Annotated in this window: 16 protein-coding genes and 1 riboswitch; of the genes, 2 read left to right on the plus strand and 14 right to left on the minus strand. The window is 34.1% G+C overall.

The features are described from left to right. Nucleotides 1-176 precede the first annotated feature (176 nt). Entirely contained in the window at nt 177-1,889 is a 1,713-nt protein-coding gene (locus tag C2I06_RS06575) for a methyl-accepting chemotaxis protein (protein WP_123257721.1), read from the plus strand. Between the two features lie 54 nt (nt 1,890-1,943). On the opposite strand, the gene C2I06_RS06580 is transcribed toward C2I06_RS06575, so the two are convergent. The 8 genes from C2I06_RS06580 to C2I06_RS06610 form a co-directional block, all read right to left on the minus strand. After that, nucleotides 1,944-3,449: a glycosyl hydrolase family 18 protein gene (locus C2I06_RS06580; protein ID WP_249928282.1), complete on the minus strand. Its 1,506-nt coding sequence runs from the start codon at nt 3,447-3,449 to the stop codon at nt 1,944-1,946. Further along, on the minus strand, nt 3,403-3,567 hold the full coding sequence (locus C2I06_RS25460) for a hypothetical protein (RefSeq protein WP_249928283.1): 165 nt from the start codon (nt 3,565-3,567) through the stop codon (nt 3,403-3,405). Before C2I06_RS25460 ends, C2I06_RS06580 begins: the two co-directional genes overlap by 47 nt. Nucleotides 3,568-3,761: 194 nt before the next feature. Then, nucleotides 3,762-3,884 carry a hypothetical protein gene (locus C2I06_RS25770; RefSeq protein WP_268926805.1) on the minus strand — a complete coding sequence of 41 codons (123 nt, stop codon included), beginning with the start codon at nt 3,882-3,884 and terminating at the stop codon, nt 3,762-3,764. A gap of 146 nt (nt 3,885-4,030) precedes the next feature. Beyond that, the gene (locus C2I06_RS06590) at nt 4,031-4,450 is read right to left on the minus strand and encodes a GNAT family N-acetyltransferase (protein ID WP_123257722.1); all 420 of its coding nucleotides are present in this window, start codon (nt 4,448-4,450) and stop codon (nt 4,031-4,033) included. Between the two features lie 153 nt (nt 4,451-4,603). Then, nucleotides 4,604-5,185, minus strand: a complete 582-nt coding sequence (thiT, locus tag C2I06_RS06595; RefSeq protein WP_095328878.1) for an energy-coupled thiamine transporter ThiT — start codon at nt 5,183-5,185, stop codon at nt 4,604-4,606. Nucleotides 5,186-5,254: 69 nt separating this feature from the next. Continuing rightward, a riboswitch (TPP riboswitch) is annotated at nt 5,255-5,353 on the minus strand. A gap of 109 nt (nt 5,354-5,462) precedes the next feature. Further along, nucleotides 5,463-6,722: an MFS transporter gene (locus C2I06_RS06600; protein ID WP_095328879.1), complete on the minus strand. Its 1,260-nt coding sequence runs from the start codon at nt 6,720-6,722 to the stop codon at nt 5,463-5,465. Continuing rightward, nucleotides 6,709-7,314 (minus strand): TetR/AcrR family transcriptional regulator, encoded by a 606-nt coding sequence (locus C2I06_RS06605; RefSeq protein WP_095328880.1) that lies wholly within the window; start codon nt 7,312-7,314, stop codon nt 6,709-6,711. Before C2I06_RS06605 ends, C2I06_RS06600 begins: the two co-directional genes overlap by 14 nt. Before the next feature lie 163 nt (nt 7,315-7,477). After that, a complete protein-coding gene (locus C2I06_RS06610) occupies nt 7,478-8,962 on the minus strand; it encodes an aminotransferase class V-fold PLP-dependent enzyme (protein ID WP_095328881.1) in 1,485 nt (494 codons plus the stop codon). Between the two features lie 107 nt (nt 8,963-9,069). Between C2I06_RS06610 and C2I06_RS06615 the strand changes: the two genes are divergently transcribed. Further along, a complete protein-coding gene (locus tag C2I06_RS06615) occupies nt 9,070-10,017 on the plus strand; it encodes a tyrosine-type recombinase/integrase (RefSeq protein ID WP_095328882.1) in 948 nt (315 codons plus the stop codon). Nucleotides 10,018-10,068: 51 nt separating this feature from the next. On the opposite strand, the gene spoIIP is transcribed toward C2I06_RS06615, so the two are convergent. The 6 genes from spoIIP to C2I06_RS06645 form a co-directional block, all read right to left on the minus strand. Continuing rightward, a complete protein-coding gene (spoIIP, locus tag C2I06_RS06620; protein WP_095328883.1) occupies nt 10,069-11,208 on the minus strand; it encodes a stage II sporulation protein P in 1,140 nt (379 codons plus the stop codon). 257 nt (nt 11,209-11,465) lie between these two features. Beyond that, on the minus strand, nt 11,466-11,885 hold the full coding sequence (gene fabZ / locus C2I06_RS06625; RefSeq protein WP_235850209.1) for a 3-hydroxyacyl-ACP dehydratase FabZ: 420 nt from the start codon (nt 11,883-11,885) through the stop codon (nt 11,466-11,468). Beyond that, nucleotides 11,882-12,487, minus strand: coding sequence for a lysophospholipid acyltransferase family protein (locus C2I06_RS06630; RefSeq protein WP_095328884.1), 606 nt, complete (start codon nt 12,485-12,487; stop codon nt 11,882-11,884). Before C2I06_RS06630 ends, fabZ begins: the two co-directional genes overlap by 4 nt. A gap of 427 nt (nt 12,488-12,914) precedes the next feature. After that, nucleotides 12,915-13,787, minus strand: coding sequence for an HAD family hydrolase (locus tag C2I06_RS06635; RefSeq protein ID WP_095328885.1), 873 nt, complete (start codon nt 13,785-13,787; stop codon nt 12,915-12,917). Continuing rightward, nucleotides 13,784-14,557, minus strand: a complete 774-nt coding sequence (locus C2I06_RS06640) for a DeoR/GlpR family DNA-binding transcription regulator (RefSeq protein ID WP_095328886.1) — start codon at nt 14,555-14,557, stop codon at nt 13,784-13,786. The genes C2I06_RS06635 and C2I06_RS06640 overlap by 4 nt, the downstream gene beginning before the upstream one ends. A gap of 137 nt (nt 14,558-14,694) precedes the next feature. Continuing rightward, a complete protein-coding gene (locus tag C2I06_RS06645) occupies nt 14,695-15,462 on the minus strand; it encodes an alpha/beta hydrolase family protein (protein WP_095328891.1) in 768 nt (255 codons plus the stop codon). Nucleotides 15,463-15,626: the final 164 nt, after the last annotated feature.

Below are 15,626 nucleotides of genomic sequence, written 5' to 3' on the forward strand. Positions count from 1 at the left end.
CAGCATGCTTCGATAAAACGAAATTTGATATATAGTACTATCCATTTTCTTTTGGTTCTTTTAAAAAAAGGAAAAAATTCAGCTGCAAAAATATTTTTTAAAAATTACTTATGTACTGCCATATCCTTGCCGATATAGTAGTGTAAATATTATTTTAATTTAAAGGAGAAATCTGCTTGAAACTACTGAAAAATCTAAATATTACTCGGAAGCTTTTTATCATTATTTTAGTAAGTGCCCTTTCTCTGGGAACTATTGGCTACACGGGATTGCACTACATTAAGGATATGGCAAAAGATTCACAAGAAATGTATGAGAAAAGTTTAATACCAATATCCAATCTTATGCAGATGAGAATTAACACAAGAGCTAGTAACGGCTACACTTTAGAACTCTTGCTTACTACTGAATCAGCCAAAAACAAAGAATTAAATGATCAGTTAACAGCTACATCTCAAGAAACAGATCAGCTATTGTCTGAATTTTTAAAAGACAACATAACAAGCGAGGAAAAAGAGCTAGTTACCGTATATAACGAAGAAATGCAAAAATTAAATGATGCGCGAAAAGATGTAATTTCCCTTGCTTTACAGAATAAAAATGAAGATGCTTACCGTATTTTCACAACAGATGTCGAGGAATATAGAGTCAAAGTAAATGACACTCTGACATCGCTTCAAAACTTAAAGGCTTCCTCCGCAGAAGCTACTTATAAAAAAAACATAGAGAGTGTACAAACAGTTACTATTATTGTCTTTATCATTAGCGTTGCTGCTCTCATCCTTTTATTATTTATTAGTCTTATTATCAGTCGTATGATTGTAAGACCAGTAAAACAAATAAAAGATTTATTATTTAAAGCAGAACAAGGGGACTTTACGGTAAAGGGAACCTATCAATCAAAAGATGAAATCGGCGAACTTACTACCTCTTTCAACCGAATGACGGAGAAACTTCGCAATGTATTTAGTACTGTACAGGAATCCTCGCAGCATGTAGCGTCCGCATCGGAAGAACTTAGTGCAAGTGCAGAACAAAATAGCAGTGCAAGTGAGCATATAAGTCTAACCATTCAAGAATTAGCAACTGGATCTGAAACACAAGTAATGAAAGTAAAAGAAAGCAACCAAGTCATCACAACAATCTCGGAACATACAAATTCAATTGCTGCTCATACGGAAAAAATGTCTGAAAACGTAAAGCATGCATCTGATATGTCGACAGAAGGTAACAAAGCTATTCAACAAGTAAATAAGCAAATGAATTCGATTTATTCTAATGTTAATAGTCTTTCAGATGCAATAAGTATTTTAAATGAACGTTCAGCGGAAATTGGCCAGATAACGGATGTTATTACTGGAATTTCAGCCCAAACAAACCTTTTAGCTTTAAATGCCGCTATAGAAGCTGCTAGAGCTGGTGAGCACGGAAAAGGATTTGCCGTTGTTGCTGACGAAGTAAGAAAACTTGCAGAAGAATCAACGGCCTCTACCGAAAATATTGCGAAGTTAATCCATATGATCCAAAAGGATACTGAGCAAACCATTGAAACAATGAAAAAAGCTTCTAACGAAGTACAATCTGGACTAGATATTGTCCAGATTGCCGGAAGCTCTTTTCAAAAAATAGAGATAGCTGTAAAGAACGTTGTAGGTCAAATCGAAGAAATATCGAATGCCTTAGTTAAATTTACAGAAGGTACAGACATTATTAGTCATACGATTTATGAAGTAAGCGATGTTGCGATTGAATCTGCAAATAGAACACAGAATATATCAGCAGCAACACAGCAACAACTAGCTTCCATGGAGGAAATTTCTTCTTCTTCCTTATCTCTTGCGAAATTAGCTGAAGAGTTACAAACGATAGTTAAATTATTTAAAATATAAAATGATAGCAAAAACCACTTTCCTTTGTATGGGAAAGTGGTTTTAAAGCAATACTTATTGTTCTTTTTTCTCTAAAGATAAAGCAGACCATGCTGCTTCATTAGCAAAAGTACGCGACCAACTTGCAAGTCCAGCTAAGTTATACTTTTCGACTAATTCTGCTCTCTTTGTTAAAGATAATTCATCTTCCAGCCAAATTTTAAAGGTTGATTTCGTTTTTTCATCATAATATTCCCCATAATTTTGACCGCTCGCTTCATCATAGGTAGGGGTAACTTTATGTTCTTTTAACCACTCCTCCACACTTTCCATCGAAAGTGATTTAGAGGATAATTCTCCATTTTCTTTTTCTTCCCATAGTCGAGCATATAATGGTACTCCGAGGACAAGCTTATCACTTGGAACAATATCAAGTAATGTTTCTAAATTCGCTTCAACCCATGGAAAACTTGCCACACTTCCAGGATTCGGGCTTGTTGCCCAATGCTCATCATATGCCATCACAACAAGATAATCGACAATCTCGGCTAAATGGTCTCGCTGTAAGAATGCAGAATAATTCCCGCCAGCTATAAACGTTATATCCATTGATACAGTCAGACCCACATCATGTAAATAAGGTGTAGCTTCTCTCACAAATTGGGTGATATATTTGCCATCTTCTTCCCGAACATTTTCAATATCAATGTTGATTCCATCTAAATCGTACATTTCGCTATAAACTAAAAGTTGTCTAATCACTGTTTGCCTTTTTTGATAATCCTTGAATACTTCGTGTGTTTTATCCGGATCAAAAGCATTAGAAAATAATCCCCATACTTGATAGTCTTGTTTATGCGCCCACTCAACATAAGCTTTTGAGCCTAAATTACTGACATTACCGTCAGTTCCCTTCAGTTTAAACCAAGTTGGGGAAACAACATTTACACCGTGCATTTTTGATATCTTTGAAGTATCTGGATTTCTAGAATAAACAGCTTCCCATGTTAATTGGATTGGCCCATTGATCTTCTTCAATTTAGGTTCTTTCTGTTCTAATTCAACTTCAACAACCTCTGATTTCCCTTTATCTACATATTTCTTTTTTACAAACCCGGCAATTCCATTCGCTTTTCTTACAAAATAAAAACTATCTACTTCTTTTTCAATTGTTACATGCTCACCAGGTACTAATTCCCCTGTATAAGGAGATCGCAATGCAGCCTCCGAACGCAATCTGGTGAAATCGTTTTTAACTTTTTTCGTAGTAAATATTCCGCTTGCTCTTTCTTGTCCATTTTCCTCTAAAAGCACCACATGGTTATCCTCTACTATAGAGTATTGGATTGGATAAAAGCTCGCTAATGGATCTAAAGCCAAGTAAACTGTTCCATTCTCATCTCTTAATGGATGAAAGGAAAGTTTAGTGTTTTTATTATTTACATAATAGGAAACAGAATCAGACGGAAATTGGATCACCTTATCTTTAGTCGTGACAATAACGGAATTACTATTCTCATCATAAGTGATACTTTCATCTATTTTTTCCTTTGAAATACTCCACCTTATCCTTATTGGCAAATGGGTAGAACATTAGCATAATGAAAGATATAACGACTAATAATGCCGCTATGATAATGCCGCCAATTAATTTTCTCTTTGTTGGCTTTTTTTGAAATGAATACTTTATTTCTGTCATTTGTACCTCCTTGAAGTAGTCCTTGCAAAACAGATTCTCTCAAAATCTAGACGATTTTCGAATGATAATAGTTTCATATTATCACAGAATTCGACAAAAAAAAGAACCATCCAAACGAAAAGATGGCTCCCTTTCTTAAGGAATAGCTATACCTCTATTCTTTTTTCGATTTCTCAACTCGTATGTCTTTTCTATTATAAATCTTTTAAATTTATCTTTTTAAAAGTAAAAGAAAAGAAAACACTGCTAATCACATAGTAAATACCTAAAATAGCAAAGCAGTCTGTTGCAACTACCATTAACTCTTTCTGTTGCAAGATATATCTCCAACCGAAAGAACTAATCAAAAATATTAATGGGAAAAATAAAAATAAAAGGATGAATATAAAATTACTCTTATTGTTCATTACTAACTCTCCTCTCACTTCTGGAAGTGCGTCTTAATTCGCTCATAAATACCTTACTAATTATACTCAAGGAACGTTTTCCTAAATCCATAAAATGACCGGAAGCCTTTGCTTTCATAGTAAGTATTAGAAGTACTGCTAGCCAGCATTTCTACTCTTGTTGAGAGGTATTTACTATGTACATAGTATAAGAGTTTTTCCCCAAGACCAATCCCTCTATAGTCCGGAGCAATGAGTAACTCACAAATAAACAAAGTAATCGATCGATCGGTAATGCCTCTAATATAGCCTATTAATTGATCATTAAGAGTGGCAACATAGGCTGCATTCGAATGATTCCAGGCAGACTTAGTATCTTCTTTCTTCTCTACTAAGTTAGTCCATTGTTCTCGTTTATTTAATTCATGAATTGATTGGAAATCGTCCTCTTTATATGGATGAATTTGAATACCTAACCCATTTTTTAAATTAATCATTTTCGCACACCTACTTTTCTAATTTTTGAATATCTTAGTAGTTATTGGTGTATTGCAATCATTTTCTTATAAAAAATATGATTTTCCCCTTTGGAATATTGTACCATATGATAAGAAAAGACGCTCCTCAAGGAACGCCTTCTTTTGTACTCTTTAATTTTTAGAAGCTCCATTTACCGGTCGATCAAGGACAATGCGCGGAGCAGAAACTAATAAAAGAACTAGAATAATCGAACATAAAATAGTTGCTCCTACGTAGGAACCGCCGTTTACAATCAAGGAGTTGATAAATGGTGACATTCCTTTTGGTGCATAGCTCGCCCAAATAGTTACACCTGCAATGAAATGCCAAATATAGCGAGTAAACCCACCAACTACCACTGCTAATATTATTAAGCCAGTCGCTATTCCTTTTTGTTCCGTTTTTAACGCTTTTTGAATAGAGGAAGCAAATAATCCAGCAAAGCCAATACAAGCAAATGCAACTAAATATTCTAAAATTACTTGCCAGAATGTTAAAGCTTGTAAATCAAAAACTATTTGCAGTAGTCCCCATAAAAATCCTGCACTTGCACTAGCTTTAAAGCCCCAGCGAAATGCGACGATAAAAATAGGTACCATGGCAAAAGAAATCGAAGTATTAAATATTGGAATAGAAGGTAATAAATCAAGGATAAGTGCAACGGCCGCCATGATTGCCACTTCTATCATGACAACTAATTTCATATTTCTCATAAAAAAATCTCCTTTTTTTGCAGACCAAAAGGAGAACTAACGCGCGAAATGAATAATATAGCTATACTATATAAACTCTTCCCACATTCCTACGTTAGAATTAACTAACAGGTTCGAAGGGTCAGATCGATTGATCACTCTCAGCATTACGCTCCCCTTGTGGTTTGCTTTTTATCAAATTACATTCATTATAACATAGATTCTTATTATAAATAGGCGTTTTCTTTAAATAAATAAAATTCAGACGTTAATGTTTATAGCATCAATAATGAGATTTTTAAACTGTTTGGGTTATGTTCATTTGTTTTTTAGAATTTGTTTCCTTTTTAACAACATAACCCATTAATAACAAACCTAATATCCCAAATGAGAATAATCCTAAAGACATGGTTAAGGCAGAAATTTGAGTGCTTATCGTAATTGCTAAGCCAGCTACTATCATCTGTCCTTGACCAATCAATCCATTCAGAGCTAAATAAGAGCTGCGGTAATTTTCATTCACTAAATCTGCAAGGATGCTTTGATTAATCGGAACATACATCAATTCGCCTATTGAAATAAACAGCATCATCATAATAAGCCATAATGGTGACGAGATATAGGTTAGGATACAATAACTAACCACAAATAAACACATTCCTATAAAATATTGCTTATTGTCCGATATTTTTTTCATCATCCATGTAACAATACCTACACAAAAAACTACCAGTATAGTATTTTCCGCATGAAGAATCCCCACCATATTGATACCATTTACAGGAAGGATTCCAAAAAGGTTAGTATCTTGCATTGTATCTCTTAAGTGAATGGCAATATAATTTGTTAAGTGGCTCTCAAGAGAGAAGATAAGGAAGCAGGAAAGTAAGTAAATCATAAAAGTCCGGTCTTTCCAGACATGAAGATAATTAGACCAAATAGTAAATTTAGATTTATTGTCGCTCCTTAAAAATTTATTTTTCATAAGAGATTCTTTAATAAATAAATAGGTAACTAAGCTTGATCCAAGTGACACAATACCAACTGATAGGAAGAAATAGAAATGATAGTCAATAAAGAAAAATGCTCCTGTGATAGTACCAAGTGCGGTTGCTAAATTTGCTAGCCAATACATCGCTGTAAAAACAAATTTCCGTTGCTCTGCCAATACTAAATCATGAATCATTGCTGTAGATGCAGGGAAAAACATGCCATTAAAAAATAAATTAATCATAAATAAACCTGCGCTTATATATGGTAGATTAATCCGTGGTGAATTAAAGACTGCAATAAAAAGATAGGTTATTCCTATGCCCGCTTCTGCTATTATCATCATTTTTCTTCTCCCGATTCTATCTGCCAAGTAGCCGCCGATTAATGCGCCAACTATACCAGAGAGAATGACTATGATGACAATTACTCCTGTTACCGTTGTTCCGATTAGTGAGCTAAAATAAACAGATATATAAGGGATGATTGCACTTGATGTTAAAGAAGTAACAAACTGTAAATACATGCGGATACGAAGGGAAATATGTAATTGGCTAAATGTTTTCATCGGCATATTCCCCTTCCATACCAAATAAACGGTAAGCTTGATTTGTAAATGTGCTTGTAAACATAGCATGCGCATGATCTGAATAGGTTAACCGAGCTCCCATTAGGAAAGCCAGATATCCATACCCCACCTCTTTGGAGTTACTTTTTGGCAAGAAGCCTTTTTCCATTCCTATATGAACAATTTCTTGAATATAAACTAAAAATAGTTCAACAAATTCATCTAATGCATGAATTTCAGCGAATCTATCTGGCTGCCCAATCACATATTGCACAATACGAAGTTCTTTTTCGGACTCCATGAATAAATTCAGATGTTTTCGAATGATATATTTAAGTTTTTCTTCAGTTAAATCAGTAAGTTCATTTTTGGTTTCATTTATTATCTCCTTAAATAATTGGAGAGGTCTATTTACACATTCTGTAAACAAAGTTTCTTTATTTTCATAATAAGTAAATACCGTTCCAAAACTAACACCTGCTTCTGCAGCAATATCCTTAATGGTTGTTTTACTAAAACCGTTATGTGAAAACAACTTTAAAGCAGCTTGGTAAATATCTTCTTTTTTTTGTTCAGATCTTGGTTTAGCCATTTGAATTCCTCATTTCTTAAATGATTGATTAATCAATCATATTATATAAAAGAAAATATTGGTAGTCAAACTCTTTTTGTGAAATTTTCAAACTATTTATCCCCTTACTAAAAACTCCCTTATTAAGGGAGTGAAGTAAATGTATGTCGTTCGTTGCTGTCACTTATATCGTAAACAAATCCTTCATCTGTAATTTATCTCTTCTTATTGAATGATATTCACAAGAGAACGGCTTTGTTACATAGTCCTTTTTCCATTCATCTTGATAATTTAGAATCTTTTTAATAGCATCCACTATATAATATACTTCTGCGTTACTCATAGTAGGATGTAAGGATATTCGCACCCACCCTGGTTTATGCGAGAAATTTCCTTCTTGTATTTCTTTGCTTATTTCTTTTGAATATGCCTTTGTAATTGGTAGTAAATAATGTCCGTATGGACCAGCACACGAACAGCCACCCCTTACTTGTATACCAAAGCGATCATTCAATAATAGTACAACTAAATCATAATGAATATCTTCACAAATAATCGAGATAATCCCTAACCTATCTTCATTTTCGCTTTCTAGTATTCGAACTCTATTGATTTTCTTCAGTTCTGTCATAGCTAATTGAATTAATTCCTTCTCTCTAGCTGCTATTCTTTCTATTCCCATTTCTTCTTTTAGTTGTATACATAATGCTATTTTAATCGCTTGTAAAAATCCTGGTGTTCCCCCATCTTCTCGTTCTTCCTCCTCTTTTTTGTAAAGGATATCTCCCCACTCATTCGTAAAATCAACGGTTCCCCCTCCTGGCTGATCCGGTATACTGGAATAAATAAGCTTCTTTGACATCACTAGCACTCCGCTCGTTCCCGGTCCACCTAGAAATTTATGAGGTGAAAAATAAATAGCATCTAATCGTTCCTCTTTATCATCAGGATGCATATTCATTTCTACATAAGGAGCTGATGCAGCAAAGTCAACAAAGCAATAGCCTTTATACTTATGCATTATTTTTGCCAGCTCGTGGTAATTTGTTTTCCTTCCAGTAACATTGGAGCATGCTGTAAATGCCCCTATTTTTAATGGGATGTCCTTATATTGCTCTAGCAGAGATTTTAAATGTTCCATGCTGACATCCCCACTGTCATTTGGCTTAATCATTATGACATCTGCATTTGTTTCCAACCATGATAAATAATTAGAATGATGTTCCATATGAGTGACAAATATTACAGCGATTTTCTCTTTTTTCGCACAGGCACAGCCATTCTTTAAACCTATTATTCTTTGTAATTTATTAACAACCCCTGTCATACCAAATCCATCGAATAAAATAATGTCATTTTCGTCTGCATGAACATGTTTTTTGATGATTCGCTTTGCTTCCTTATATGCCTTAGTCATATAAGTACCCGTAATATTTGACTCTGTATGTGTATTAGCAACATACGGTCCTAATTTATGGATGATCTTCTCTTCAATAGTCTTATATAATCTGCCACTTGCCGTCCAATCCGCATATAGCAGCTGTTGCGTTCCATAAGGTGTAGAAAAGGTTAAATTATTGCCAATGATATTATGCTTAATTTTTGAAAAATATTGCTCTAATTTAGTATGATATTGGTAGACAGACTCACCAACTTTAATTCTAATCAATTTAAAATCCCCTTTCTCTCTCCTTCTTTAACCTATGTCAAAATAAGAAGAGAGGTTATTGCATTTCGGATAGTTTGAAAAAAATTCATAAGAAGGATGGAACATATATGATGATTACCTTGCCTGATTATGCACTTGATTATATGGAGAACTTAAATCAATCTGGACGAAGCAAACTTACATTAAAACAATATGAATCTGATTTAAAGAAATTTTTCAGCTGGCTCTCTACATACAAGGAAAATACTAAATTTGAAACAATAAAGGCATTAGGTGCTGATGATATTCGCGCTTACTTTCATTATTTAAAGGAAAAGCAACTGTCACAAGCAACTATACGCCGACTTGCATCTGTCCTTAGCCGACTATTGATGTACCACCAATGTGTTTGCGCCCATGAAATTCATAAACTAGCTGAAGCTGCCCCATTGCGTTCCCTAACTACAAAAGATTTTATTACAAGTGAAGAATCTAATAAATTATTGCAAAACCTGCTGACAAAGGATTTTGAAGGAACTAAAAAATCGGCTCGAAACTATCTGCTGGCAAGAAATTGGACAATTGTGACTTTATTAAAAACCTTTGGCCTGACACCTCTCGATATACACAGTATTAAAATGAAAGATGTGAACTTTGCACAAGGAGAACTAACTCTTCATAGAGAAGAATCTGGGTTCCTTCTCACCATTCCAAATGATATTCTGACAAAATTACGAGCATACTACTTTTCCATTCCGGAAGTCTTGCGGCCAAAATATTATTCTAATGATCCCGTCTTTGTTGCTTTTAACAATATTTCTTATTCTTTTCAATATGATTATGATCGACAAAAACCAAAAGCTCTGTCTGTCCGCGCTATTCAAGAAATGATTAAAGATGAAGTAAAAAGAGCAGGTTTGCGTAAAATTTCTGCAGTCAATTTTCGCAATGCTGCTATATTAAAAGAACTAGCATTAGGCGTAAGCGATGAGAAGGTAATGCATCAATTTCATTTAACAAGTGAAGCTGCCCTTAGAAGGTATAAACAATATTTGCAAAATAAAATCAATAGATAAATAGAAAAAAGCTGGACCTCCAATATAAAAGTTGGTCCAGCTTTTTCTTCGTTATTGCTGTGTCGCATCATTTTCTTCCCAATACACCTTTGAGAATACGTCAGCAAATGCTTCAATGCTGCGATTCAGTTCTCCTTGCGTATTGTCTATCCCACCTACTTCAAGTAGAATAGCACGATCAGAAAAGTTCTGATTGTATACTCCGTTTCCTTCTTCTTTTCCCTTCAAGAATACGCCTCTCGATATTCCAGGGTATTTTTTTTGCAGTTCTGCATGAAGCTTTTTGGCAAATTCTTGATTTTTTTCATAGCCTTTATTCGCATTGCCTATAATAAATAGTAATTTGGCATAGCTTTTACCATCAATCGTAGCACTAGTAGTTTTTTTCCTTGCTGAATCTCGGTGTATATCAATTAAATAGTTTAAATGTTTATTTTCGCTAACTGCTGTCTCCACCACCTCTTTAGAAACGGCATAAGATGAGAAGAAATTCCAGCCTCTATCAAGAAGCTTTTGGTTAATATTTGTTTTATCTAATTGCACGCCAATTCCTTCATCTTGCAATATACTACTTAATTTATTACTTAGCCCAACTACATTGGCCCGTTCATCTGAGCTGACTGCTTCATTTTCATTTGCATTCTTTAAAAGTGGTAGATATGCTTCTAGATTATGAGTATTGTAAACCAAAACTGTTTTATTTTTAGGAGTAGTTACTGGAGCTTTATTCTCTGAAGGCTTATCTTCCTTCTCCACTTTTTCTTCATCTACTTCTTTAGGGTTCTTCATAAGCTCCTTAGAAGGAGTTGACTCAAATGGTAGATTAGCAAGACTTGTCCCTTCTTCTGCGACAACTATTTCAGTATGAAAAAAAGTCAGAGCAGGTAGTTCTCTTCCTAAAAGAGTGCGTGTGTCATCTAAACGAATATTAGTGGCAATTTGAAAAAGAATATTTCCGATTGAAAGTCCCTTTCCATCTGATTTTGGAAAAAGATGATTTTCACTATGAAATATTTCTGTATAAATTTCCGTTGTATTTACTGATTTTAAAATATTGGCAACATTATCAGAAGTTAATTTAAAGGAAAAAATAGAGGTCGTGATTCCCGCAATAAGGATAAACATTAGGATGATTCCTAATATTGTTGTATTCAAATATTGGATTAATGTACGTGTTTTGGAGGTTTGCATATAGGTACATCCCCTTTCTCCTTATAGATATATGTCTATTTACTAGAAAATAGTCTTGTAATCTATGAAATATTTGATAGGGAAATGTAATTATTTTAAAGATGATTGAGAAATTTTTTTATTATGTTGATTGCGTAAAATTTATTATAAAGACTATAGGAAGCTGCTATTTTTAGCTATCCAGTCTTCCATAAAAATAAAAATCACCTTCTAGAAAGATTGTCCTTTTCTAGAAAGTGACCAAGTAACTACTTTGCTTATTGAAAGGAAAAAAGAAACTCTGCTTCACAAATCAATTCACCAGCTACTGTTGCTTTCCCACTTGCTTTAGCAAAGCTATTTTTCACCTTTTCAACCATTACTTCCATACAAAGTTCATCTCCAGGAAAAACTGGCTTTCGAATTTTGGAATGATTAATGCCTGCTAATAAGGCGAATTTATTCCTATGTTTTTCTTCGCTATGAATAGCTACTGCTGTAACTTGCGCAATCGCTTCAATTATAAGGACGCCTGGCATAATCGGATTATTGGGGTTTTGCCCCGTCGCAAATGTGTCTTCCTTGTTAATCTGCTTTACTCCAACTGCCATTTTGCCTTCTTTTAACTCTAATATTTCATCTACTAGAGGCAGAGGATACCGACTTAGTATATCCTTCACTTTCTGTAGATTCATCATTGCTTACCGCCTCTTTTATCTAATTCATTTTGTAATTGTGCCATTACATCGCTTAATTCTCTTGTAATATCAGCTGGATCTTTTTTCGTACCATCTTCATTTTTCAAAAAAATTGGATCACCAAATATAACACGGATTTTCCTTCCCCTTAACAGCCCCTTTAAATCCGTAGGACCACTATAAGCTGCTGGAACGATAGGTACTCTCGCCAAGTTTGCAATCGTAGCAGCTCCCTTTTTTAATGGCACATCCTCAGAAGTTCTTGTTCCACTAGGAAAAATTCCTACTATCTTTTTTTCCTTTAAAAGTTTTACTGGCGTTTTAATACTGCTTGGGCCTGGATTTTCTCGATCCACTGGAAAAGCATTAATACTATGCAAAAATTTCGCTGCATTTGGTTTATTAAATAACTCTTTCTTAGCCATAAAGTGAATTTCATTTGGTAATAAAGAAGTACCAAGCGCAACCACATCCACCCATCCAATATGAGAACATGCAACCACATAACCAGTATCTTGCGGTAATTTATCTTTATTGATTACCTTTGTTCTGCCGAAAATTTTTAAGACAACATTTGCAAATCTGCTCGTAAATGCATACATTTTTTCTTTCTCCTTTATGTGAAAATTACTTATTATTTATGTGTAGCTATACTATATGTAAGATTTTTAAAATGGCCAAATACAAATATTCCGCTGTTAAAAACCGCTATCAAAAATAATATCATCTGCTATTAGTACTAGATACTATTTTTTTACTACCTACTTATTATATCTCATTCTCCTTAAAAAAAATAGTATCAAACAACTACAAAATAGGCGTCTTCCACATAATGGATCAACTGTAATTAAAGCAGTAATTTATCGAACTAATTTTCAAACAAGTTGGTGATCAAAGAATGACCACAACCTTTATTTATCCAAATAATAAAAAAACCTAAACGATCATACGAAATTCTAATGGCCTCTCCGTATAATTGTTTAGGTTTATATTTGATTCTAAGTCTTATATCCATGCAGGGTTCCTATATTATACGGTTATCGAAGACAATACTAATCGTTTAATCGTATTTGCGACTCCATCCTGGTCATTCGTTTCAGCAACCTCTAGTGAAGCTTCTATTACATCCTGCCTTGCATTTCCCATCGCCACAGGATATCCGACCTTTGTCAGCATCGAAAGATCATTCATACTGTCACCCATTGCTAACACATCCTTTAAGTGAATTCCTAAGTGATTTGCTAATTTTGCCAGTGCATTTCCTTTGGAGGCATCCTTATGTTCAAATTCAAAATTATAGGTACCAGATGTTACAATGGTGATGCTGGAATCATCTTCGAACGTTTTCCATCCAGTGTCTAGCTTCTCCTTATCAAAGGAAAATGCCAAAATATTATAGACATCAATTGCTGGATTTTCTATTTCTTTATAGCTATCAATATAAGAAAATCCTGTTTGCGCAAATTGAATAGTCGCATGTTTTTCAAGCTCTTCTCTGCTAATTTGAGGATTTGCCGTACATAAACGATCTAGTTCAATGGCAATTAATTGTCTACCACGCTGTGGCGAGTATAGATAATCGTTGCTAAAAACTTCATAATAGTAATCTCTCTCATCTAACCATTGCAATAGATTCATTGCTTTTGTCTTATCCATCGGAAGATGATCAAATAGTTTTCCTTCTGGATCATGGATAGTCGCACCATTTGCGCCAATAACCCATGTTTTTAGTCCGGTTTCTTTGAAAATCTCCATAACATCTGGATAGTTTCGCCCTGTTGCTACAATTACTTCTATTCCTTTTTCTTGTGCACTTTTCAAACTGGCTGCATTTTCTGGACTAATCTTACTTTCATGATTTAAAAGAGTTCCATCTAAATCGGTTACAATACATGTAATCATCCTTCTCCATCCTTCCTGTCTGCCACTAATAATTCCACACCATTTTCCTTTAATAATTGAATAAACCATTCTTCCGGTTCTTTATCAGTGATAAAGAGATCAATATCGGAAAGATTCGCGAATTGGTAAAAGTCAGTGATGCCAATCTTGCTATTATCGGCAACTACAATAACCTGCTTTGCTTGCTGCATCATCTTCTTTTTAACATCGCCGTCTTCTTCGTCAACAATTGTTAGTCCCTTTTCAGATATACCGACAATACCAATAAACACTTTATCTACATAATATTTATCCAATCGTTGAATAACAGAATTCCCATATAAATAGCGATGTTCTTTTTGCATTACTCCACCTAATAAGTGGATTTTCGGCAATTGTTTATCTGATAAAATATCTGCCAAATTAATAGAATTTGTTATCACTGTACATTCTTGATTAATAAAACTTCCGATTGCCTGTACAGTGGTAGAAGCATCTAAAATTATATGATCATTCTCACGAACAAAGGATGCAGCTAATTTTCCAATTGCTTTCTTTTCTTCTGAGACAGCTTTCAATCGATTATGATAATTATCTACTTTGCGATGAGTTTTTGGTAAAAGCGCACCACCCCTTGTTCGAATAATTGCTTGTTCCTCTTCTAGTTTTACTAAATCCCTTCTAGCTGTATCTCTGGAAACATGAAAGAGAGAACAAATTTCTTCCACCGTTATTTTTTCATGCTCATTTAAGTGCTGTATAATCTCCACTAATCTTTGCTCTTGTGCCATATTATCCCCTCAAATTCATTTCATCTATTTACATTTTAAGTTATTTACTTATAAATTTCCATTATAATAAGCAAAATAATTATTTTTACTTAAAAAAAACGCAAACGGATATCTATTTCATCCATTTGCGTTTTTAATTATTTCCTTTCTAACCAGTCAACCGTTCCATTAATCAGCTTCAAAAATTGCCTTCCAGATGAGAATGTATGTACACCATCTTCAATAAGTATGGAATCAACTGTTCCTGTATTTCTAGTTAAATATTCATTTTTATATTTATTCAAATAGTGATAAGGAATATCCTCATCAGCTGTACCGTGCACTAGAAGCACATCTCCTGAAAATTTATGACAGCTAGTTAATGGTTGATAATCTGTTAAAGAATCAAAATAAGTTTGAAAAAAAGAATAACCATAAAAATCAACAACTTCCCTCTCTGCTAATTCAGATAATCTAGCTTTACCAAATATTCGTTTAATATCAACCGCTGGATCTCCGACAGCAGCCCACTGAATTAACCGGCTGACCCGTGAATCTTTGATAGCTGTCAATACCGCGACAGCTCCTCCCAGACTATGACCAAGTAAAATAAGTTCCGTTATCGAGAATCCATCATAAGCAAATTGAATAATTGCTTCTGTCTGTTCTATTAAATCAGACAATTGCGTGCTGCCATACTCACCACTTGATTCACCACATCCCCTATAATCAAAACGAATCACTAAATAACCCAATTCAGTCAGTACATTACTTGCCTTTACAAACAAGCGATCAACGCCAATTCTACTGCCAATTAACCCATGACACATTATCACTACTTTATATTCACTCTGTATTTTCTTTGGATAATCAACAGACAAAACAATAGTATCGTCTTTCCAGTTGATTGTTCTTACCTCGGTCATTATTTCTTCCTCCTAAATACTTCATATATCTATTATACATTATTCCTACCTGTTTAGTAAGTTTAAAAGAAGAATTTTCTGAAATCTTTTTCCTCATAAAATAATAGAACCTCTTTCCAACTTCAAGTTTGTTATTAAAATATGGTAGAATAAACAAGCAATAT

It is taken from the genome of Niallia circulans (assembly GCF_003726095.1).
GTDB lineage: Bacteria > Bacillota > Bacilli > Bacillales > Cytobacillaceae > Niallia > Niallia circulans_A.

Bases quoted from the DNA above. Each gene is read 5' to 3' on its own strand.
- C2I06_RS25460 (WP_249928283.1), bottom strand. From the start codon at position 3,567: ATGACAGAAATAAAGTATTCATTTCAAAAAAAGCCAACAAAGAGAAAA.
- C2I06_RS06590 (WP_123257722.1), bottom strand. From the start codon at position 4,450: ATGATTAATTTAAAAAATGGGTTAGGTATTCAAATTCATCCATATAAA.
- thiT (WP_095328878.1), bottom strand. From the start codon at position 5,185: ATGAGAAATATGAAATTAGTTGTCATGATAGAAGTGGCAATCATGGCG.
- C2I06_RS06600 (WP_095328879.1), bottom strand. From the start codon at position 6,722: ATGAAAACATTTAGCCAATTACATATTTCCCTTCGTATCCGCATGTAT.
- C2I06_RS06605 (WP_095328880.1), bottom strand. From the start codon at position 7,314: ATGGCTAAACCAAGATCTGAACAAAAAAAAGAAGATATTTACCAAGCT.
- C2I06_RS06615 (WP_095328882.1), top strand. From the start codon at position 9,070: ATGATGATTACCTTGCCTGATTATGCACTTGATTATATGGAGAACTTA.
- spoIIP (WP_095328883.1), bottom strand. From the start codon at position 11,208: ATGCAAACCTCCAAAACACGTACATTAATCCAATATTTGAATACAACA.
- fabZ (WP_235850209.1), bottom strand. From the start codon at position 11,885: ATGATGAATCTACAGAAAGTGAAGGATATACTAAGTCGGTATCCTCTG.
- C2I06_RS06630 (WP_095328884.1), bottom strand. From the start codon at position 12,487: ATGTATGCATTTACGAGCAGATTTGCAAATGTTGTCTTAAAAATTTTC.
- C2I06_RS06635 (WP_095328885.1), bottom strand. From the start codon at position 13,787: ATGATTACATGTATTGTAACCGATTTAGATGGAACTCTTTTAAATCAT.
- C2I06_RS06640 (WP_095328886.1), bottom strand. From the start codon at position 14,557: ATGGCACAAGAGCAAAGATTAGTGGAGATTATACAGCACTTAAATGAG.
- C2I06_RS06645 (WP_095328891.1), bottom strand. From the start codon at position 15,462: ATGACCGAGGTAAGAACAATCAACTGGAAAGACGATACTATTGTTTTG.